Genomic DNA, 22089 nt, shown 5'->3' on the forward strand with positions numbered 1-22089 from the left:
CTGCATTGGGTGATGAACTATGCTACGATTGCTTCATCCCTCAAGCCACGCATATCGTTTGCCTGAATCGCAGGCTGCTGCAATGAGCGCTGAATCTGAGAGCGCAGGCGCTTTTTCCGACCATTATCGAATGCTCATCCACAGTGCAAGGAGAATTTCATGCGGTTGAAGCCGGTTCATTGTATTATCATGACCTTTCTGCTCGTAACCATGGCCTACACCGACACCAGCGTTCGTGCTCGGGCTGAGTTCACTGCTGCGCCTCGATCACTGGCTGTTGGCGAAACGCGGGGTGTGCCGCAAACTGGCATGCTTGGCGTGCAACGGACGACTGCGGCGATTATGGCTAGCCAAGCGCACGCTGATCGATCGCCAGCAACCCTACGCCAGTCCACGCCGCGCTTTCAGGTTAATCGCCAGCATTTGGCCGAAAATCATCAAGCCCTTGGAGTTGGCCAATGGCCGCCGCTGATTGGCCCTGCTGCTCCAGCCCAGCTTGCTGTAGCTGGTTCTACAGCCTCAGTAAGCTTGAGCACCAATTTTACTGGGGCAACGCTGGCCGATAGCAGTAGCTTTCCGCCAAGTACCATGGGCACAGTTGGGCCAAGCCAATTTGTCGTGGCTATCAATGGTCGGGTGCGCAGCTTCAGCAAAGCCACTGGAGTTGCCGATGGTGTGATTGATAGCAGCTTGGATAGCTTTTTTGCCTCGGTTATGACCCCGCCGATCGCCAATAATCTCACCAGGGAACCACGCATTCGCTATGATCGCACAACCCAGCGCTGGATCTTGACCGCGATCGATCTGCCTGGTCAAGGCGGCACTCAGCCTAATCGGATGCTGCTTGCAGTGAGCGATGCTGCCAGTGCTGGAGTCATTAGCCCAAGCACTGTCTGGACATTTTTCTTTTTTCAAGGCAGTGCCACCGATGTGATGGATTTTCCAAGCTTAGGTGTCGATGTTAACGCGCTGTACATTGGAGCTAATCTGTTTTCGACCAGTGGTAGCTTGGTTGGTACAAATGGCTATGTCGTGCGCAAAAGTTCGATTCTTGGTGCTGGGCCAATTGTTGTTACCTCGTTTGTTGGCTTAGTTGCTGGTGGAACTGGTGCTGGCCCATTTGCGCCCCAAGGAGTTGATAATTTCGACGCAACTGCAACCGAGGGCTATTTTGTTGGCGTTGACAATGCAACGTTTAGCACGCTTATGTTTCGGCGGGTGAACGATCCTGCTGGCACACCGACGTTGTCTGGCAATATTTCGCTGACAGTTCCTACTACTACATTTCCGACGCGGGTTCCTCACCTCGGTAATACTGGCGGGGCAAACGGTCAGCTTGATGGCAGTGATGATCGATTGTATAGCGCGATGATTCGTAATGGTCGCCTGTGGATGGCCCACAGCTTTCGAACGAATAGTTCAGGGGTTGCCAGTACGGCAACAGGTGCCCGCAATTCAGTGCGCTGGTATGAGATTCAAAATCTCACCACGACCCCAAGTTTACGGCAAGCAGGCACCATTTTTGATTCGGCTGCAACCAACCCGATTTTTTACTGGTTGCCAACGGTTGCTGTCTCTGGCCAAGGCCATGCTGTGTTCGGCTTTAGCCGTGCAGGAGTTAACGCCCGCATTGACGCAGCAATGACCAGCCGCCTAGCTAGTGACCCACTTGGAACAACCCAAGCGCCAACTCCGTATACTGCCACCACGTTTGATTATAATCCAGCAGGCGATCCTGGCAGAACTACTGGACGATTCTGGGGGCCAACCTCATACACCAACCTTGACCCCAGCGACGACATGACTATGTGGACAATTCAAGAATTTACCAATGCAACCGATTCGTATGGCGTGCAAGTTGTTAAGGTGCTCGCCCCACCACCAGCGACTCCTTCAAGCAGTAGTGTCGCCACAGTTGAGCAAGGCGCAACAACCACGATTACACTGACTGGCACTTCAAGCCTTGGCTCTGGTTTTTATGATCCTGGCGCTGGCTTTACCAATCGCATTGCGGCCAGTGTGAATGGCGGTGGCGTGACGGTCAATAGCGTCAGCTACATCAGCCCAACCCAAATTTCGCTGAATATGAGTGTCGCAACGGGTGCTAGCTTGGGTTTACGAACCATCACCGTAACCAATCCTGATGGGCAGAGTGCTACCAGCGCGAGCGGGCTGGTGACGATTGTTGCCCCAACTCCAGCCAGTATCAGCGCAACTGCGGGTACACCTCAAAGTGCGCAGCTGAATACGGCTTTTGCAACCGAACTTCAAGCCACGGTTCTGGATTCGAACAATAATCCGATTCCTGATGTGCTAGTTACGTTTAATGCACCAGCCAGTGGGGCCAGCGGAAGCTTTCCAAACGGCAATACGGCGCTGACCAATGCGAATGGCCAAGCTAGCGTCGCGTTTACTGCTAATAGCATCGATGGCAGTTATACAGTTACCGCTAATGTTAGCCCGGCGCTTGCGCAGCCAGCTAGTTTTGCCCTGACGAATACTGTGCCGCCAACAGCAACCCCAACCAGCACACCAACTAATACACCGACCAACACGCCGACCAACACGCCAACTAATACACCGACCAACACGCCGACCAACACGCCAACTAATACACCGACCAACACGCCAACTAATACACCGACCAACACGCCAACTAATACACCGACCAACACGCCAACTAATACACCGACCAACACGCCGACGGTGACGAATACCCCAACACCATCCAACACACCGACCAACACGCCGACGGTGACGAATACCCCAACGCCATCCAATACGCCGACCAACACGCCAACGGTGACGAATACCCCAACCAACACGCCAACTAGCACACCAGTCAACTATATTCAATATGTGCCATTTGTGACCAAAGGCCAACCCAGCGTGATTGCCACTTTAGCAACGTCAGCTGTCCCAACGAGTCCAGTTGCCACTCCTGGATTTGTCTTTACCTCGGCTACAATGACCTTGCCAACGCTCATGTCAGTTGGCGGGAATTATTGGCTTTCGGCCAGCCCGACGAGCCTTGTACCTGGACTCGTGGATGATGCGGTGGTGTTACGGGCTGGCACAACTGAGCTATTCCGCTATGAATATGGAATCAATGGCCAGCCGCAGGCGGCCTTGGTCGCAGTTCCAGCAAGTGTGCTACTGCCAAGAGCTGGCCAGTCACTAACGGTCGAATTTATGGATCTTCATGGCAGCGTCTATAGCGCGACCCCGCTATATCTTGTTTGGATACCATGATCGATAATGTTCGTAATTGCTAAACGAACTTTCTATGCTGAGCCTCTCGTTTGTTTAGTGGACGAGAGGCTCAGCGCCGTTTGAAACGCTAATCCTTAAACAAGATGAGCCAGTCTCGATCTTTGGTACGAGAGCCTACCTGCTAGATTGAGTGGCTAGCTTTGTATTTTGAGCGAGAGCAATTCAGCATTATTAACCTAGCTCAAGCAGCTATCAATCAACTATGCTTTCTGCAATCACTGCAATGTTCATAAACGTTCTTTTGGAAACGTGATTGTTGGATTGTGTTAGGTTGAAAGGTAGTTTATGTCGAATTTTGCTAAATTTTTGCCCCAATGGCAACGCTGGATGTTGCTGACCGGGACGGCGGCAATGCTCTTAACCAGTTGTACTTCTGCTAATCCCCAATCAACCGCGACAAGCGCAATAACTGCGACGGTTGCGCCAACCAGCGTAAGTGCGGCAACTGCTGTACCAACCAGCGCCGCTACTGCCACCACGGCCCCAAGCAGCCCAAGTGCTGGTGTTGAAAGCTCAACGATCTATACCAGCACCAGCCAATTATTCTCGGTGCCAATTCCTACCAACTGGCAACTTGCCGAAGAAGCTGGAATTGTGCGGCTCAACGATCCTGAGCAGAAAATAAAGATTGCTCTGCTAAGTGTTGAGGAAGCCGACCTTGCCAAAGCAATTGAATTGGGCTGGCAACAAGCAGACCCAAGCTTTAAACTCACGCCCGATGATAGCCAAGAAGTGCCTTCGCCCAACGGAGCCGAAAAAACCTTGGTTGCTGCCTACGATACCAAAAATCCCAGCCAATCGACGGTGGCAATGGCTCAATTGCACGAAGATGTAGCCTATTTGATGTTGATTCAAGGCGATAATGCCACGATTGCCAAACGCCAATCCCAAGTTGGCATCATTCAATCGGGCTATACAATTTTGGCACTGAACAAAACTATAGTTACTGCTGATCAACGAGTTGATGTTGGGCCAGAACTGATCAGCGAATTAGAAAATTTTATTCAAACTGAGCAAGCCAAATATAAGGTTCCTGGGGTAAGCGTGGCGATTGTCCAAGATGGCAAAATCGTCTATAGCAATGGCTTTGGCGTGCGCGACGTCGTTTCACAAGCACCCATCGATGCAGATACCCAGCTGATGATTGGCTCAACAGGCAAAAGTTTAACGACCTTATTGATGGCGACCTTGGTCGATCAAGGTAAGCTCGATTGGGATACACCAGTTGTTGATCTGCTGCCAAACTTCAAAGTTAAAGATCCTGAGCGCACCAAGCAAATTACCGTGCGTCACTTGGTTTGTGCCTGTACTGGCGTGCCGCGCCGCGATTTCGAGATGATTTTCAACGCCGAAGATTTGGATGCTCAAGGGATTATTGCCTCGGTTGCTGATTTTGAGTTTTTTACCGATTTTGGTGAGGCCTTCCAATATAGCAATCAGATGGTCGCAATTGGTGGCTTTGCGGCAGCAGCTGCCAGCGGTGGCGATCCAACGCAGCTTGATCAAACTTTTGCCCAAGCACTCACCGAACGGGTGCTCAAACCTATGGGTATGAACAACACTACGCTTGAGCAAGCAGTTGTTGAAGCCAGCCCCAACCATGCCTTGCCCCATGGCTTGGATCTGACCACTTCAACCTACCAAACCATGCCAATTAGTATGGAATTCGCGATCAAGGGCGTGGCTCCAGCAGGCGCAACCGAATGGTCGACGGCCAACGATATGGGCAACTACTTGATTACCCTGCTCAATCATGGCATTACACCTAGCGGCGAGCGCTTAGTCTCCGATCAAAATCTTGATGTATTGTGGGAGCCGCAAGTTGCGATCGATGCCAAAACCAGCTACGGGCTGGGCTGGATGATCAGCGATTATCATGGCTTGGAATTTATTGCCCACGGCGGCACGACCTTTGGCTTCTCATCGGAGTTTGCCTTTATTCCAGCGGCCAAGATTGGGATTGTTGTGTTGAGCAACGGCCAATATGCCAACCATTTTGCCACCAGCATTAGCGACCGCTACTTTGAATTAGCCTTCAATCAACCAAGCAAAGCCGCCGAAACCTCAGCCTATAGCGCTCAAACCATCGACGAATCGCTAGGCAAAATCAGCAAACAAATTGCACCCGAATTTGACCCTGCCAGTGCCGAGCCATTGTTGGGCAACTATACCAACCCAGCCTTGGGCGATGTGACCTTGCTGCTCAATGGTGAGGAATTATGGCTCGATATTGGGGCGATTCAGACCCAATTTAAGCCCTTGCTGAACGAACAAGGCGAGCCTGATGGCTACCTCTCAGTAACGCCACCACTCACTGGCATTCCCTTCAAAACCGATGTTGATGCCAACAACCAACCAACCTTGACGATGGATATTGGCACCGAAACCTATCTGTTTACTCGCAAGCAATAACGCTGGGGATCGGTTGTTGGGAATCGGGGTCTGGAAAACCTGAAACCACGAAGAACGCGAAGTTTTGATCCACGAAGGGCACAAAGAGCACGAAGGTTGGGAAGTAAAGCATATCAATAATCCACGGAGAAACATTTGGGGGTGCAGGGGGATGAAAACCCCCTGCGTTTCCCGCTGGCGGGACGGAAGGGTGGTGAAACAAGCGCACGATCAACCGATCCCTAAACCCTGATCCTCAACCTCCAGCAGCACAGAATTTGACAAGCAAGCGCTTCGCTGGTATAATTACGCCTCGTAAACAAGTAAATACGAATTTCGTCCGGAGCAGTGGCCGAGCGGTTGAAGGCGACTGTCTTGAAAATAGTTAGGGTGTCAAAGCCCTCGTGGGTTCGAATCCCACCTGCTCCTCCACCATAGATACGGGAAGGTGGCTGAGTGGACGAAAGCAACGGTTTGCTAAACCGTCGAAGGGTCACACCTTCCGAGGGTTCGAATCCCTCCCTTCCCGCCAAGAAACAACGTGAGTAACCCTCACGTTGTTTTGTTTTAGCTTAAATTATCCATGCTATAATCCTGCCTTCATTGCCTAACTATTATTAATTTTTTGGAGGCAGGCTTGAAATCCATCCTTATCGCACTTCTTCTCGGTGTATTGGTGGCTCAGGTTGGGGTGGCTGCTCCGCAAAGCGCGGTTGTGGCAGGCGAATTACGCGCCGATGCCAGCTTCGCTCATATTGGCGTAACATGGGCAATCAGCGGCGATACTGATCGCGATAGCAGCCTAAACTTAGAATATCGCTTGGTTGGAAGTACAGTTTGGCGGGCTGCTGCACCTGCAATGCGAGCCAACCCCAGCACGATTGTCCAAGGCGCAGCCCTCAATCGTAACTATCACGCAGCCAGCGCCATGTGGCTTAATGCTGGCACCGAGTATGAACTACGGGCTACATTAACCGACCCCGATGGCGGTAGCACAACCCGCACGCTCACCAAACGCACGCGCAGCCTTGCCGATTTTGGCCCAACCGTGCGCACACGCTTTGTGATTCCCGGCAATGGCGGCGGTACTGGCACGCTCAATGATCCATTTAAGGGTATCCAAGCAGCAGTTGACGCTGCCGAGCCAGGCGATACTTTTACCTTGGCAGCTGGTACGTATCAGCCGTTTCAAATTCTGACCAGCGGCACCCAAACTCAGCCAATCCGCATCAGCGGCCCATCCAATCAGCGGGCGATTATCGATGGCGCCAATACAACCCGTGGCGTAATAACCCTCGGTGAGAGCAATCAAACCCTTGGCTTTGTGATTATCGAAAACTTGACGATTCAACATGGTGCTTGGGGCATTGATGCCCAACATACCCACGATATTCTGATTAGCCGCAATCTTATTCGTGATGTTGGCTTTGGCATTTACAACCGCCGCCAAACTCACCAAGAATACAATCAAACGGTGCTCGATAATACGATTATTGGCCGTATTCCTTGGCCAGGCACAGGTATTCCCAGCGAACGGGGCATCGATTTACGCGGTACTGGCAATATTGTGGCTTTTAACAGCGTCATGAATTTTGGTGATTGTATTTCGCTGCAACCATGGGCTGCTCAAAGCACCTATGGCCAAGATGTGCACAACAACGATGCTGCATTTTGTGTTGACGATGGGATCGAAATTGATTATAACCAAGCCAACACGCGGGTTTGGAATAATCGCGTAACCAATGCGCGCATGGGGATTAGTGTTCAGCCAATTTATGGCGGGCCTGCCTATCTGTTCCGCAATAGCTTTTTTAATCTTGCTGGTACGCCGTTTAAATTACACAACCAGCCAACCGGCCTGTTTATTGCCCACAATAGCTCAGCCCGCATCGGCAATGCTTTTAGCGACGATGGTCAACAATGGCGTAACACAATTATTCGCAATAATCTGATGTTGGGCACGCGCTATGCCTTTGAGTTTATGACCATCGCCGATGAAGGCTTTCGCGATGTTGATTACAATGGCTGGGGAACTAACCATGCCAGCGATTCAGCATCGGCTCCCGATTTCAAATGGAATAACGAACGCTATCAGCGCTTGAGCGATTTGCAAGCAATTGGGGTCGAAACCCATGGCGTAACCGTCAGTTTTAACGATGTAAATAACGCTACCTTGCCAGCTTCGGTCGATGTGGCCTCGCCAGTTGGCGAAGCAGATTTGCGCTTGAAAAGCACATCGGTGGCAATCAACAAAGGCGCTGTGATTGCCAACCTCAACGATCCGTTTGTAACTGATAACCAGCCCGATTTGGGCGCGTTTGAATTGGGCAAGCCACTGCCGCACTATGGCCCACGCATCGAATATCAAGTTCCGAGCAATATTCGGGTGTATGTGCCAATTGCTCGCCGTTGAGATGACATAATGATTAAAGTGCTCGAATCAACTGCTGATCCGAGCACTTTTTGGGCTTATAAATCGGCGCGAATTGCCCATAAATCAGGGAAGAATGGCTTGATCGTGCTGGCGAGATAGGCCGCGCCGCTTGAGCCACCAGTGCCTTGCTTGATGCCAATTGTGCGCTCAACCATTTTTACATGGCGATAGCGCCATTCTTGAAAGCCTTCATCAAGGTCGATTAATCGTTCGCAGAGGTTGCTCACCAAGGGGTTTTGGCGATAGACCGTAATTAAGATTGCTTGAATTTCGGGCGCTGCTGCTAGCGCTTGGGTTACGTCGCGCTCAATTTGCGCCTGCGGAATTGCATAGCCATTCAATTGCAAATAGTGCAAAAAGCTATCCCACAAGCTTGCTTGCTGATAGCGTTGTTCGAGCCGTTCATGGCTTGGCAAGGCGCTAAAATGCTGCAAAATTGCTGGCCGTTTGTGGCCAAGTGCAAATTCAATCTCGCGAAATTGCAGCGATTGAAAGCCGCTGGCCGATTCGAGCGAGCCACGAAAGGCATTGAATTGCAATGGAGTCATCGTTTCCATCACATCAACTTGGGCCACAATCGTTTTGAGAATTGTCAAAATGCGACGGATGGTTTGGTTAGCGCGGCCTGTGTCGTTGGCGCGTAGCAGTTCGCCCAAATAATCAAGCTCATGCAAAATTTGCTTAAACCACAGCTCATAGACCTGATGAATCACAATGAACAATAATTCGTCGTGCTCAGGGCCATTGGATCCATGACTGCGGGGAGCTTGTAAATTTAGCAGTTCGTCAATTTTCAAATAACTGGCATAGGTTAATGCTTGCGACATTGCACACTCCTTTGGATGCAGGTTTTGGCTTGCGGCGCAAGTTTAACATAGCCCGCGAGCAGCGTCTACCAAAAAACAGCGCTTGGCTACCAACCAAGCGCTGTTTTGAGCTATCCAACGGCGTTAATTAGGGATAATTGGTTACTTTGGGGGTGTAGCTGACATTGGGTTGGGTCGAGCCACCAGTATTATTAATGACGTTGCTAATGCCGCCATTGGCCCCAATTGCCACCGAAATCATGTTGTGAAAGCGTACATTGGGGTTGTTTGGCGCTTCAATCGCGCGGGTTAGCCAAACGTTGGGGTAGGTGAAAACGCTGTAAATGCCCAAGCCCCAAGCTTCGTGGCTGGTCACGTTATCGGCAACTTTGTATGATGCCCAGCCGTTGACTCCCGCCGCGCTGCGCCAGCTATCTTGGGTTGGCGGATCGTAGGGAATTTCCGATTGATAGAAGTAGACGCGGCCACCATTGCCTTGCCAAAGCACTTGATATTGTTGATAGTGCTCGACAAACAGGCCGTAAATCGTCACATTATTGCCATTGACGATCAAGCCATTTGCGGCGGTGTTGCTGTTCCAAGCAACGCCATCGCCGTGGTCGGCGCGCCAAACCCAGGTGTGGTCAACAATCGTGTTATGGCTGTTGATGCGCAAACTGGTTGAAGCTTTGCCGGCGGCGGCCCCGCCAACGCGGAAAATCACATCGTGCAAGACGATTGGGTTGGCTGCATGGTTGGCGTTGCTGCCGTTTGTCCCAACTTCCAACAATACTGGCGAGTTGATTACGCCTGCATCAAACAAGACGCCAGCAATCGTTACACCATCAACATCGGCCACAGTCATTGCAGCCAAGCCTGTGGTTGGGCGCAAGGTTGCAAAGCCCAAGCCCAACACCACAGTATTTGGGTTATTGACCCGAATTGTGTCGTTCAAGGCGTAAATGCCTGGCGTCAACAACAAATGCTTGCCTGCCGCCAATTGAGCGTTGATTGTAGCTGCACTATCGCTTGGTTTGGCAATAAAGAATTGGCTCATGGCGATGGTTGTGCCTGGAGTTGAACCGCCAGCCCATGTGATGCCGCTGCTGTTTGTGCGCAAACTTGGCACGCGCACGCCCCAATTGCCAGCAGCATCGACCGTCACAAAGGGTTTTTCACGCACAATCGGGGTTTGATCGATTTTGGTATATGGTGGGTTTGGCCAATTGCCTGCTGGCGGATTGGTCACGCCAACAAACACCATATTCCAATTCGAGCCAGTCCAACTGCCCCATTGGGTGTTACGCGAAATCCATTGTTGCTGCGTGCCAGAATTAACATTGCCATCAACCAACACATCCGCCATCCAGCCACCGCTCGACCAACCGTTATTTTGGTTGAGCTTCATATTGCCGCGAATGTGCATGCGGCGGAAGGGCACGGCCTGCGAAACTGCCCACTGCATTGTGCCGTTGGCAGGCGTAATCGACAAGCCTTCTGCGCCGCGCCAGAAATTACAGGTCGCATTATCGTTGCCCAAATAGGCATTTGAATAGACACTGCCATTGATGTTGACGCTATCTGGCGATGCGCCAACGCCGAGCAGTTGGGTATAGAAACCAACCGGAATATTTAGGCCGTTGTAGGTGCCTGGTTTAAACATTAAGGTATAACGCTCTGAGCCAAATTGGCTATTTTGCTGAATCCCATACACAGTATTGATTTGATTTTGAATCGAAGCGGTTGACATTGATGGGTCAAACAGCAAAACATTTGGGCCGAAATCAGGCGTTGTGCCTGGTGGGGTGGTTGGAATTGGGGTTGGATTGGCCCCAACGATGCCCCAATTGAAGGTTTCCCAGCCAGAAGCGCTTGGGCGGTTGGCAACCAAGGGCGCGTGAGCACCGAGATTGAGATCGCTGGAAACGAAATTGTTATTGCCAACCGAGCGCAATTGCACTTGGCCCGCCGTCACATCGACCCATTGAAACACTTCCCAGCCGCTCATTGTGGCGCGATCGGCAACTAAGGGTGTATTGGCAAAATTTTGGTCTGCTGAAACAAACTTGCCATTGGCCACGGCACGCAGGCCAATATTGCCATTGCCTGCATCGACAACCTGAAATTGTTCCCAACCGCTGGCAGCATCGCGGTCGGCGACCAACGGCGTATTGGCTCCGCGATTACTATCCGCCGAAACATATTTGCCGCTGGAAACTGCGCGGAGCCAAATGGTTTGGTTGAGTGGTGCTGCGGCAAATGCCGCTTGGGGAGCCGCTGTAATAAACGTAAACAGCATGCTGAGGGCAAGGCCAAGCGCCGCCAGTTTACGCCAAACATGAGTAAGCATTGCGTTCCTCCGTCGATTAAACCCAGTTTCATCCTCGAAATCAGCTATCCAACAATGCGATATGGTGGGCCTGCGGAACGGAAACCTGCATCGTACTGCTAAAAATATATAGTCGGTATCGTTTCCGGAAACGATACCGACTATATTAATGGAATTTAAAGGTTTGTCAAGCCTGCAAAAAATCTTTAGCGTTGTTGATTGTAGGCCAAGGCTAGTTACTCTGGTGGATTAATTGCACAACACCTAAGGAAACGGGTGAGGCCGCTCGGCTCACCCTGAACCTGGACAAGGCCTTGGGCAATTGCTTGCTCAGGCGTGAGCGCACCTTGCAATAGTTGTAAATAGTGCTCAATGGTGGTGTGCAGAATGATTGCTGGCTGCTGGCTTGGCCCTTGCTGAACGATTAATTGACCATGATCAATCGTCACGCTCAGCAATTCGCCATCAACATGCCATTGATAGCGTTCGTGGAATTGGGCTTGCTGTGGGCGAAAAAAGGTTTTGAGCGTTAAGGCATACGAGCCAATATTCAACAGATGCACATGCTCGCTGTTAACGGGAATAAATTGGCTGCCCCATTTACCCAATTCGAGCAAACTTGGCTCAAGCCCACGGCCTACATCGGTCAGGCCATAGACGGTTGAGCCAGCTGGTGGTGCTAGCACTTGGCGCCCGATTAGGCCCTGCTGTTCAAGATGTTTGAGCCGCTCGGTGAGCAGGTTGGTGCTAATCCCCGGCAGGCCGTTAAGCAAATCCTTAAAGCGCCGTGGCCCAGCAATAAGCTCACGAATCACGAGTATTGTCCAACGCTCGCCGAGAATTTCGAGGGCATAAGATAGCCCACAATATTGATTGTAACTGCGATTATTCATCATGCTTTAACATATACTTCAACAATAGGATTATCTACAAGTATACCTGAAATTAGGGCTTGACTTTTTGAAGTAGTGCTTATATTATAGCAAATATGTTCTATTAGTGTAAAGGGAATGTACGTATGGGTAAGATTGTACTAACCATGTTTGTCTCGCTCGATGGTGTGGTCGAAAATCCAGGCTGGTCGATGCCGTATTGGGCTGATGATATTGCCGCATTCAAGGCTGAAGAATCTGCTGAATGTACGGCGTTGCTTCTTGGTCGGGTAACCTATGAGGGTTTTGCCCAAGCATGGCCCGAATCCAAAGACGAAGGCGCTGAACACATGAATGCCTTGCCCAAATATGTACCAACTAGCACACTCGAAACCCCAGAGTGGAACGCTACTTTTTTGAAGGGCGATGTTATAGATCAAATTCGCGAGCTGCGTAAAGAGCAAAATTTGTTGATTTACGGTAGCACCGTTTTATCCGATAGCTTGATCAAGCAAAATTTGATTGATGAATATCGGCTGTTGATCTATCCCGTTGTGCTTGGCGAAGGCCAACGCCTCTTTCACCAAGGCACAAGCGCAACCCTCAAACTGGTCGAAACCCGCACCATGAGCACTGGCGTGGCAATGCTGAAATATCAGCGTATTGAACCAGCAGCGGAGTAAGGCCTGATGTGTCGCAATATTCGTCCATTGTTTAATTTTGAGCCACCAGCTAGTGAAGCTGAGGTCGAAGCTGCTGCGCTACAATTTGTGCGTAAAATTAGCGGCTTCAATCAGCCTTCTGCTGCCAATCGCGAGGCCTTTGAGGCTGCGGTTATGGCGATAACTGCCAATGCCCAAACCCTTTTGGATGCGTTGCAAACAACCAGCCCAGCTAAAGATCGTGAGACTGAAAAGCACAAAGCGCAGGCCCGTAATGCCCAGCGCTTTGGTACATAAACAGCTGCTCATTCCTAATCACGCTTGCTAATTCTCGGTGGCATTAGCGGCGTGGTTTTGATTTTGGTGGCTTATTAGTTGTCGGCGGCTTCGGCTTGGCGGGCTGTGGTTTATTGGTTGTCGGCGGCTTTGGCTTGTTTGGGCGACTGGGAGCCTGCGGTCTGGTCGTTGCCCGTGGCCGAGCTGTTGCATAGGGTCGGGTGGTTGCGTATGGCCGAGTCGTTGGCCGAAATGTTGGCGAGGCGGTTGCAATTAGGGCATATTCCCAAGGCAAGCTGGCTTGTTGCTGAGCTGGCAAATTGAAGACACTGGCGCTCATCCAACCAAGATAATCATTGACCCGCACCCGATACCACAGCTGATCAGCATCGTTGCGTTGCGCCAAAATCACAATCGTAGCTTGCGGATCAACCGTAGTAATAATCGCTGCCTCGGTATTTGGCTCGGCGCGCAGGTTCGAAGCCGAACGCACCGAACTGACCAAGGGCGTGGCTTCAACCAACATTGGGCTGGGCAGCGGCGTATTGGATACGTTCACGACAGAACGGGCAACACTCGTTGGCATCACCGTATTTTTGGCCCGACCACAGCTAGCCAACAATAAAATCCCAAGCCCAAGTAACAAACCTCGACGCATACATCCCTCATAGCTTTAACAAATTGAATGCAGGAGTGTATACGTCAATTTTGCTAAGAACGTTACTGAATGCAAGCGGGCAATGATGAGCAGCATGCCCACTCGCATTTCTTTTTAGCCTCAACTAGCCTAAAAACTCATCGGGATTATCTAAAATGGCTTGAACGCGCTCATAGAACCGCCCAACATGTAAGCCATCCATCAAGCTATGATGGACTTGCACGGCTAAGGGCATAAGGCGGCGTTGGCCTTCAAGCGTGTGCTTGCCCCACGAAATCCGTGGCACTGAATCGATTGGGTTGAGGTGAACTGGGTGCATGATGCCCGTAAAACTGACCCACGGAATACTGGTCATGTAGAGCAGATTATCTTGGCCTGGCTCGTCGCTCATCGTTGGGTTGGTCTTGACTGCGGCAACTTTGGCCTCAGCAAGTGGCTCGAATTCAGCATACGTTGGGCGATAGGGAATAACGCAAAAGCTAAATAAATCGTTATCGAGCAACACCGTTGGCGATGGATCAACCTGATCGTGTTCAACCACGCTATCGCCGCGAATGCGCCAGCGAAACGCCACTTGCTCGTTGGCGGCTCGGGCAAAAACAAAGGTTAGGCTGGTGCTTAATCGCATTTGGCGGGCTTTGATCGCCTGATACCAGGTTTGAATATCAATGTTGGCAGCTAAACTAAAGTGCGGGTAGGTCATGCTATGGTAGTGGGCAAAGTGCTGGCGACGGGGCCATGTAGCAAGATCAATGGTACGCATATGCTTCCTTATATGTAATGGTTTATTGGATTGGCCCGCAGCAGTGATCATTACTCCTTGTTCACTTAAGACCATGTTTACCGAATCAAGGAATATTGGCATATATCAGGTTCACCACCCTTCCGTCCCGCCTCAAGGCGGGAGACGCAGGGGGGTTTCAGCCCCCTGCACCCCTTAAAGAACATTGGGTGGTACGAAAGCATACAGTGATGAACCTGTCATTTCTGGGTTCTGAGCAGAGAACTATAAGCAACAGACTATTGTGCTAATACCTAAATAACAGCAACCAGCAAAAGCACCCCTTGTCCCTCATCGTGGGAGAGAGGTTGGGGTGAGCAGAAACCATGCTTTGGTCAATCCAATGAACCATTATAATCAGCCAAGCTTGATCGTCAATCAAGCGCAAGCAGGAGTTAATTGGCAAGCGCCAAACTGATAGCTCGTTGCAAGCTCAATTGCTGGCATTGTTGCGTGGCTTGTTGCCATGCTTCGGCACTTAACTGCGCTTGAATTGTTTGCGCAATCTGATTATAGCTCTGTTGATCGGCGGGAATCATTGGATAGCCTTTGGTGTTGCGCAAGTGAGCAGCGTAGGCCAGCAGTTGGGCGGCGCTGGTCGGCAGGCTTTGGCTCAAACAATGGGCGATGCCTTCTAAGCCTTCAATAATGCCGCCATCGAAGCCAATTGCATGGGCTAACATCAGGCATTGACGATAGCCAATTTGGGCTTGAGCATGCTCGCCGAGCAGCCAATAGGCATTGGCAATCCGATTTTCGAGCAAACACAGCGATTGTTGGTCGCCTAAACGCTCAAAAATTTGCTTTGCGGTTCGATAATGGGTTAAGGCATGGGCTGGCTGGTGCACATCGGCTGCAATATTACCCAAATTAATCAGCGCTGTTGCCTCATTCCACTCGTCGCCTAGCTCGCGTGCTAAATTCAGGCTTTGTTCAAATGAAGCTTGGGCTGCTTCCAAGCGTTGTTCATCGCGGGCAATTGCGCCAAGGCCCAAGGCAATTAAGGCAACGCCCGATTGGTCGCCCAACTGCGCATAAATCTGCAAACACGCTTGATATAACTCGCTAGCTCGTTGATTTTCTGATTGCTGGCAATACAGATTGCCCAAATTGTGTAAGGTTGCTGCAACGCCCGCTTGATCAGCAAGCGCTTGATAGAGCGGCAAGCTTTGTTCGTAATAGGCTGCCGCTTGATGATATGCGCCAGTATCCATCGCCACCAAGCCCAAATGGCCTAACACCTGCGCTTGCCCTGAGCGGTGTTGGTTGGTTTGGTAGATGGCTAGGGCTTGTTGATACCATTGTTCAGCTTGTTGATAATCGCTTTGGCGCCAAGCCAAAATGCCCGCGCCATCGAGCGCCCGCGCAAAATCCACATCGGCATTTGGTTCATAGCTGATTAGCAGTTTTTCAAACCAACGCCGCCCTTCGCGCAAATAGCCACGCATATACCAAAAACGCCAAATATAGCCGATTAACTGAATTGCTTGCTGCTGGGCGTTATGTTGCCAAGCCCAATTTAGCGCCGTTCGAATGTTATCGTGTTCAGCTTCGAGATGCTGAATCCATTGCGCCTGACTATTGCCCGTGCGTAAAGCCTGTTCTGCTTGGCGCGCCAATTCAATCTGATAAGCAAGCATGCGCTGATTAAGCAGATCGGTTTCAGTATGCTTTTGGGCTTGCTCTTGGGCAAACGTGCGCACCATGGTCAACATACGCATGCGGGTTGAAGCTTCGTTGTTCTGTTGTTGAATTAGGCTATGATCAAGCAAGCTATTTAATTGTTCGATTAACTCATGGCGCTCATGTTCTGCACTACAAACCGCCAGCGCACTCTCGACCGTCCACCCACTCACAAACACGCTCAGCCGCTCGAACAAACGTTGCGTCGCTGAATCAAGCTGTTGGTAGCTCCAGGTTAGCGCGGTTGTGACCGAATAATGGCGCGAAGGCAAATCGCGGCCTCGCCGCCGCATACTCAAAAAATGGCTAGCCAATTCGCTCAACAAAGCTTCGGGATCGAACAAGCGCCCAGAAGCGGCAACCAACTCCAGCGCCAGCGGCACACCATCGACCCTCACACACAAGGCAGCCAGTGCCAGTGCATTTTTCTCAGTCAGTTCAAGCTTGGGGTGATGCACCTGTAAACGAGCCAACAACAAGGCCATGGCTTCGATTTGGGCTAATTCGGCCAACGCTGGCAAAGCCAACAAATTTGGCACGGCCAAAGGTGTAATTTGCAGCACATATTCGTCGTTCAAGCGCAAGGCAAGTTGGCTGGTAACGATCAATTTGAGGTTTGGCACGGCTTGTAGCAATTGGTTGATCACCCGACTTGCTGCTTGAATTTGCTCACAATTATCGAGCAGCAAACAGCTTGGTTGTTGGCTAAGCTGGTTAATCGTTGAAATGATCGGTTGCTCATCGGGGCTTTCCGTCAGATCAAGCGCTTTATTAATCGCCTGAATCATTGATTCTGGCTCGCTGGCGCTAACCAGATCAACAAACACACATTGATATTGAGCTTGGCTGGCAAATTGATGCAAACAGTGTAGCGCCAGTTGGGTTTTGCCAATCCCTGCCAAGCCAACGAGGCTGATTAAGCGAATTTGGGGATTGTTCAGCCAGTGCAGCATTCGTTCTTGTTCTGGCTTGCGCCCGAAAAAGTGACTGGTTGGGCTTGGCAAATGGCTCGCCAGCAATGGGCTTGCTTGCTTGGAAATTGGAGTGGTTGGCCCGTTGGCTGGCTCGGCGATTAATTCTTCGCGCGCAACCGCCGCTAATTCCAAAAGCTGCTGCGCTTCCTGCGATTGGGCCTCAAGATCCAACGCTGGCAGAAAGAGCGCAATCAAGGTAATCAAGTCGGGCGGGCGACGACCTGTTTCAAGCCGACAAATTTGGGCATCGCTATAGCCAACCGCAATCCCTAATTCTGCTTGGGTTAGGCGCGCCCGACGGCGCAACAAGCGTAATTGCTTGCCAAACGCTGGTGAATTGATGGCATGTTGAGTCATTGTTCAGTCCTCGTAGCTAGGATTGCGCCTGCCCGATTGCGCCTGCTGCGTTTGGGCCAATCCGCTTGACTGGTAGGAAATGTCAAGTTTTTGCTGCTTGCTGCTGCTATAACCAACCAAGAACAAAAACAACGCTGGAGGTTGGAATGCGCTTTTTATACGTTCTGGTGATCGGTTGTTGTACGTTGGCGTTGGCATTTCAGGTTCAGGCTGCGCCAATGGCTGGGGTTGTGGGGACTGGCACGCCAGCAAGTTGCAGCGAGGCGGCGCTTGATGTTGCGCTCACCAATGGCGGCACTATCAGCTTTAATTGCGGCGGCCCAGCCACAATCAACCTGAGCAGCGATAAGATTTTGGTTAGTTCTACCACGATTGATGGGGCAAATCAAATTACGCTGAGCGGGCGTAATCTCAATCGTTTGTTCGTTGCCAATGGCGAAATTCAGTTTACGTTGCGTAATCTCACGCTCGAAGCTGGTTTTTCGCCAGTTGGCGGCGGCGCCTTAGAGTTGGTTGGGGCGACGGTTGTGCTCGATCGGGTGCATTTCAACAACCATCAAGCGACTGATCAAGGCGGGGCAATCTATTGTTTTGAAGGCAGCGGTAGCAGCTTGACGATTCGCAATAGCAGTTTTGCTGGCAATCGCTCGGCCTCAGGCGGTGCAATTTATAGCGATGGCTGCGCATTAACCATTGACAATAGCGATTTTACAGCGAATATAGCACCAACCAACAATATTAACTCCTTCGGCGGCGCGATTTATAGCGTTGGGCCAACCAGCATCAACAATACGCGCTTTTACCAGAATCAGGCACGTGATGGTGGCGCAATCTTCATCCACAATCAAGCCTCAGTAACCATCAGATTTAGTAATTTTCTCGAAAATAGTGGCGGTTATGGCGGCGCGCTGGAAAATACTGGCGGCCTGACGATCACCGATAGCTTGTTGCAAGCCAACACTGTCAGCGGGACGGGCGGCGCAATTTGGAATAGTGGTGGACGCTTGTTGCTCAAACGCTCGCGCTTGCTTGGCAACCAAGCAGATGAAGGCGGCGCAATCAGCAGTTATGGCAGCCACGCCGAATTAGTCGATCTGCTGATCGAGGGCAATATGGCGACTGGCACAAACGGCGGCGGTGGCATTTTTCACGATAATGGCACACTCTTTATCAGCAATGCGAGCCTGATTCGCAATGTGGCAACTGCTGGCCATGGTGGCGCAATTTACCAAGATTCTGATGATAACTTGACCTTGAGCAACGTGACGGTTGCCGAAAATCAGGCTGATCAATTTGGCGGTGGCCTCTATCACAAAGCGCGGTATGCAGTAATTACCAACAGCACGTTTTACAACAACACAGCCTTGGCGGGCACCGAACTGTATGAAGATTCGCCTTTGACGACTGAGCAACCAAGAATTATTCAAATTGGCAATAGCGTTGTGGCGGGCGCAAGCAACAACTGTGGCGGCAGCGCTGTGCAATCGTTGGGCTTTAATCTGAGCGATGGCACATGTGCTGGCTTGGACACTGCCAGCGATCAGCAAAACCTGAGCGATCTTAAGCTTTCTGGGTTGCAAGTGAATGGTGGGCGGATTGCCATGCCTGTTTATACGCCGCTCGCAACCAGCCCATTAATCAATGCTGCCGACCCCAACCTTTGCCCAGTGAGCGATCAACGGGGCGCAGCCCGAGTTGCTGGTTGTGATATTGGCGCGGTCGAAGCGGCGGCGCTGTTAGCTCAAGTCTATTTGCCCTTTGCCAAACGCTAATTAATTGTGGAGGATGTATGCGACGTATATCAATGTTTGTTGTGCTGCTAATCTTGATGGGTTGTGGAGTTGCAGCACCAGCTCCAAGTGGCTCCACCAGCGTAAGCGTTAATCCTGAAGCTACCAATTTGCCGCCCGATTCGACCAAAACCAGCTTGCCCGTGGTGATGACTGGCGACCCTAATGCGCATCCACGCTTGTGGTTGACCCAAGCAGATTTGCCTCGGCTGCGAGCCTGGACCAGCGATAGCAACCCGCTCTATCGTGATGGCTTAAAATTGGTGGCGGAAGAAGCCAAAATCACCATGGATGCTGGCGACGTGCCAAGCCGCGATTGTGGCAGCACCGAATATGAAGAATTTCCGACCGAAATGTATGCAGAGCTGTTTGCTTTTATGTCGTTGATCGAGCCGAACGAGGCAGCGCGCGCCGATTATGCCCAACGGGCGCGAACCTTGTTGCTGTACATTATTAATATTGCCGCCCAAGGCCCAGCCGAAAATGATGATTATCTCTGCCCTGAAACTCAATCGACTGGCTATCCACCATTTCGTAGTCCGCGCTTTTTCACCGAGGATTCTAACCGCGCGCGCTGGCATGGCGAGGCCTTTCCGCTGGTTGTTGATTGGATTTATCCAGTCTTGAGTGCTAGTGATAAAGCAGCGATTCGCGGCGTATTTTTGCGCTGGTCAGATGAAATTGTTCAACGCGCCTACCATCATCCAGAGCCAATTGGCGTGATCAACGATCCCAGCTTAATTGCCAATACTGAGCAAGTGCGTTGGGCTGGCAATAATTATTTTGTGGCCCATATGCGCAATTTGGGCATGATGGCATTAGCATTTGATGCCAACGACGACCCTAATAACCAATTGCGTAATTATTTGGATAATGCCACGGGTGCTTGGTTGTATATTTTTGATCATCTGACCCGCACCGATAGCAAGGGCGGCCTGTTGCCCGAAGGCTTTGAATATAGCCCGCAAACCGCCAGCTATGCGATTCAATTTTTGCTGGCCTTGCAAACAGCAGGCAAAGATACGTGTGGCCAGCATTGCAAACTCAGCGAAAATCCATTTTGGGATGATTTTGTCACCAGCTATTTGCATTCGCTGAGTTCTAATCCCACCAACGATCCCAATCATGGCTTGGTCTATCAGCCAGCGTGGTATGGCGATGCCCAGAGCTATCATTTGGTTGATTTTATCAACGCCTTTGGCTCGTTGGGGATGTACGATCAACGGACTGGCAATGCTGCACGTTTGGCCAAAGTGCGCTGGATCGAAACCGTGACCCCGCCTGGTGGCGCTGAGGGCTTGATCGAACGGGTTGGCAACCCGAATGATTTTCGCGATGCAATCATCTATTTTATGCTGTTTGACCCAACCGCAGCTGCGGCGAGCGACCCACGGCCAAGCATGGCGCTTGATTTTTACGCCGAGGGCATGCACAAAATTTTCTCGCGTAGCAGCTGGGCCGATGATGCAGGCTGGTTCAATTTCAGCCTAAGCTGGAATTTTATCGACCATCAACAGGCCGATGGCAACCATTTTGAGTGGTATCGCAAAGGCGAATGGCTGACCAAGGCGCGCACTGGCTACGCCGATATTGCCGAAGGCATTGCTAGCTCCGAGTTTCGCAACCTGATCGCGCTCGAAAACGATCAACCTGATCGCGACCCAAGCGATTGGCGGATCGATCTCTGGCGCCGTGGCTCGCAATGGAATTTAGTGCCAACTGGCGATCCTATGTTGGTCGCGAATAGCCTTGATAGCCGTTTTGTCTATGCGTTGGGCGATGCTACCAATCTCTACAACAGCGAAAATGAGGCAACGACCGACATTAGCCACGCCAGCCGCTCGATTGTTTGGCTCAAGCCTGATGCGATTGTGACCTATGATCGTGGCACGTCGCAAACCGCCAATCGCTTCAAGCGCTGGTGGCTACAATTGCCCACGCCGGCGACGATCAACGCCAATCGAGCGACGATGACGACAGCTGGCGGCCAAAGCCTGAATATCACGAGTTTATTGCCAGCCAACGCCACATTAACCGCCGTCAACACCAGCGATCAACAGGTTGAAAATACCGCTGCTAGCGATGATCCAATGAACGTGCGTTTGCGGATCGACGCGCCTGGTAATCCGCAGGATGTGCGCTTTTTGCAAGTGCTCCAAGCGACCGATAGTGGCATTACGCCAGTCAGCGTGAGCTTAATTCAGGCGACTTCGGGCAATTATGTTGGGGCGCAAATCGGCTCGCAGGTGGTGCTGTTCCCGATTAATGTTAATCAAGCGTTTGCCACAATCGAATATAGCACGCCAAGTGCTGCCAACTTGCAGTTGATCACAGGCTTGCAGCCAAACACTGGCTACAGCGTGCAGCGCAACGGCAACAGCGTGAGCATCAGCCAAGGTGGCACACAAATGAGCGATAGCGGCGGAGTGTTGGTTATCGAGTAAAAAGAACATAGAACATTGATAAGGATGAAGGATGAAGAACGAGGGATGAAAATATGAGGGATGAGGCTATAGGACATAATCCAACGAAGCTTATAGGTCACACTTTTAACGCAGAGGCGCAGAGCGTTGATAAGGATGAGGGATGAAGGATGAAGAACAAGGGGACATCTGAGTAATCTGTGACTAGACCGATGACGTTTGAAACCACGAAGAACACGAAGTGCCACGAAGCTAAGCTTGAAGCGATTTTTGCAACCACAACAAAAGCCCTCGCGACCGCTATGGTCGCGAGGGCTGCGCATTTTTTACGAATATAGGAAAATCCACAAGCGTAACTTCCAGAGGTTTGGGCCACATTA

At 51.1% G+C, this 22089-nt stretch carries 13 protein-coding genes and 2 tRNA genes; 9 read left to right on the forward strand and 6 right to left on the reverse strand.

Features of this window, described 5'->3' with window-relative positions; translation table 11 throughout:
• Positions 1–159: 159 nt before the first annotated feature.
• The 5 genes from SE18_RS28125 to SE18_RS07465 all read left to right on the forward strand — a co-directional run bounded on the left by SE18_RS28125 (position 160) and on the right by SE18_RS07465 (position 8077).
• A complete protein-coding gene (locus tag SE18_RS28125) occupies positions 160–3252 on the forward strand; it encodes an Ig-like domain-containing protein (protein ID WP_054533806.1) in 3093 nt (1030 codons plus the stop codon).
• A 306-nt stretch (positions 3253–3558) separates the two neighbouring features.
• Complete coding sequence (locus tag SE18_RS07450) at positions 3559–5685, forward strand: serine hydrolase domain-containing protein (RefSeq protein WP_054533807.1); 2127 nt, start codon at positions 3559–3561, stop codon at positions 5683–5685.
• A 321-nt stretch (positions 5686–6006) separates the two neighbouring features.
• Positions 6007–6096 (forward strand) — tRNA-Ser (locus tag SE18_RS07455).
• A 10-nt stretch (positions 6097–6106) separates the two neighbouring features.
• Positions 6107–6196, forward strand: a tRNA-Ser gene (locus SE18_RS07460).
• A 105-nt stretch (positions 6197–6301) separates the two neighbouring features.
• Positions 6302–8077, forward strand: coding sequence for a right-handed parallel beta-helix repeat-containing protein (locus SE18_RS07465; RefSeq protein ID WP_152976572.1), 1776 nt, complete (start codon positions 6302–6304; stop codon positions 8075–8077).
• Between the two features lie 56 nt (positions 8078–8133).
• Here SE18_RS07465 and SE18_RS07470 read toward each other — a convergent pair whose 3' ends face one another.
• From SE18_RS07470 to SE18_RS07480, 3 genes are all read right to left on the reverse strand, one after another.
• The gene (locus tag SE18_RS07470; protein ID WP_054533809.1) at positions 8134–8925 is read right to left on the reverse strand and encodes a tryptophan 2,3-dioxygenase; all 792 of its coding nucleotides are present in this window, start codon (positions 8923–8925) and stop codon (positions 8134–8136) included.
• Positions 8926–9052: 127 nt separating this feature from the next.
• Positions 9053–11254 carry a hypothetical protein gene (locus SE18_RS07475; protein ID WP_054533810.1) on the reverse strand — a complete coding sequence of 734 codons (2202 nt, stop codon included), beginning with the start codon at positions 11252–11254 and terminating at the stop codon, positions 9053–9055.
• Positions 11255–11469: 215 nt separating this feature from the next.
• Positions 11470–12129: a winged helix-turn-helix transcriptional regulator gene (locus SE18_RS07480; protein WP_083469771.1), complete on the reverse strand. Its 660-nt coding sequence runs from the start codon at positions 12127–12129 to the stop codon at positions 11470–11472.
• A gap of 122 nt (positions 12130–12251) precedes the next feature.
• Between SE18_RS07480 and SE18_RS07485 the strand changes: the two genes are divergently transcribed.
• Positions 12252–12788 carry a dihydrofolate reductase family protein gene (locus tag SE18_RS07485; protein WP_054533812.1) on the forward strand — a complete coding sequence of 179 codons (537 nt, stop codon included), beginning with the start codon at positions 12252–12254 and terminating at the stop codon, positions 12786–12788.
• 6 nt (positions 12789–12794) lie between these two features.
• The gene (locus tag SE18_RS07490; protein WP_054533813.1) at positions 12795–13064 is read left to right on the forward strand and encodes a DUF2277 domain-containing protein; all 270 of its coding nucleotides are present in this window, start codon (positions 12795–12797) and stop codon (positions 13062–13064) included.
• Between the two features lie 43 nt (positions 13065–13107).
• On the opposite strand, the gene SE18_RS07495 is transcribed toward SE18_RS07490, so the two are convergent.
• From SE18_RS07495 to SE18_RS07505, 3 genes are all read right to left on the reverse strand, one after another.
• Positions 13108–13701, reverse strand: coding sequence for an SH3 domain-containing protein (locus tag SE18_RS07495; RefSeq protein WP_054533814.1), 594 nt, complete (start codon positions 13699–13701; stop codon positions 13108–13110).
• Positions 13702–13825: 124 nt separating this feature from the next.
• On the reverse strand, positions 13826–14464 hold the full coding sequence (locus tag SE18_RS07500) for a chloramphenicol acetyltransferase (RefSeq protein WP_054533815.1): 639 nt from the start codon (positions 14462–14464) through the stop codon (positions 13826–13828).
• A gap of 413 nt (positions 14465–14877) precedes the next feature.
• Positions 14878–17496: an ATP-binding protein gene (locus SE18_RS07505; protein WP_054533816.1), complete on the reverse strand. Its 2619-nt coding sequence runs from the start codon at positions 17494–17496 to the stop codon at positions 14878–14880.
• Between the two features lie 146 nt (positions 17497–17642).
• On the opposite strand from SE18_RS07505, the gene SE18_RS07510 reads away from it, so the two are divergent.
• Both SE18_RS07510 and SE18_RS07515 read left to right on the forward strand, forming a co-directional pair.
• Positions 17643–19268: a choice-of-anchor Q domain-containing protein gene (locus tag SE18_RS07510; RefSeq protein WP_054533817.1), complete on the forward strand. Its 1626-nt coding sequence runs from the start codon at positions 17643–17645 to the stop codon at positions 19266–19268.
• A gap of 17 nt (positions 19269–19285) precedes the next feature.
• Positions 19286–21730, forward strand: coding sequence for a hypothetical protein (locus tag SE18_RS07515; RefSeq protein ID WP_152976573.1), 2445 nt, complete (start codon positions 19286–19288; stop codon positions 21728–21730).
• The last annotated feature ends 359 nt before the right edge of the window (positions 21731–22089 follow it).

Origin of the sequence: Herpetosiphon geysericola, assembly GCF_001306135.1 — a bacterium.
GTDB classification, from domain to species: Bacteria; Chloroflexota; Chloroflexia; order Chloroflexales; family Herpetosiphonaceae; genus Herpetosiphon; species Herpetosiphon geysericola.